The 387-nt window shown below is 75.2% G+C and carries 1 protein-coding gene; it reads left to right on the top strand.

The genetic code is table 11. From position 1 onward, the window contains the following. A partial coding sequence (locus G3I65_RS03040; protein WP_239070343.1) for a LysR substrate-binding domain-containing protein occupies window positions 1-387 on the top strand: 387 nt, incomplete at both ends.

Here is a 387-nt window from a genome sequence, read left to right as displayed (position 1 = left end):
GGCGCTGCTGGCCGACGACATCGACCTCGCCCTGACCTACGACTACGACCTCGCCCCGGCGAGCGTGGACCCCGCGCTCACGGTGAGTCCACTGTGGACCGCGCGCTGGGGTCTCGGCGTCCCGGCAGCCGACGCCGGGCTCGCCCGTGCCGGTGGCACGGTGGCGGTGTTCGAGGCGTTCCGCGACCACGGCTGGATCGTCAACTCGCGCAACACCGCCGACGAGGACGTCGTCCGCAGGCTGGCGTCGCTGGCCGGGTTCACCCCGCGCGTGACGCACCGCGCGGACAGCCTGGAGCTGGTGGAGGACCTGATCACGACCGGCCCGGCGCCGTCGGTCGGCCTGCTGCCGTCGGGCCGCGCGGTGCAGCCCGGGGTCGCGGTGCT

The organism is Amycolatopsis sp. SID8362, from assembly GCF_010550475.1.
GTDB classification, from domain to species: domain Bacteria; phylum Actinomycetota; class Actinomycetes; order Mycobacteriales; family Pseudonocardiaceae; genus Amycolatopsis; species Amycolatopsis eburnea.
Note: the sequence above shows the minus strand (reverse complement) of the source record. Positions and strands in the feature narration are given on the sequence as shown.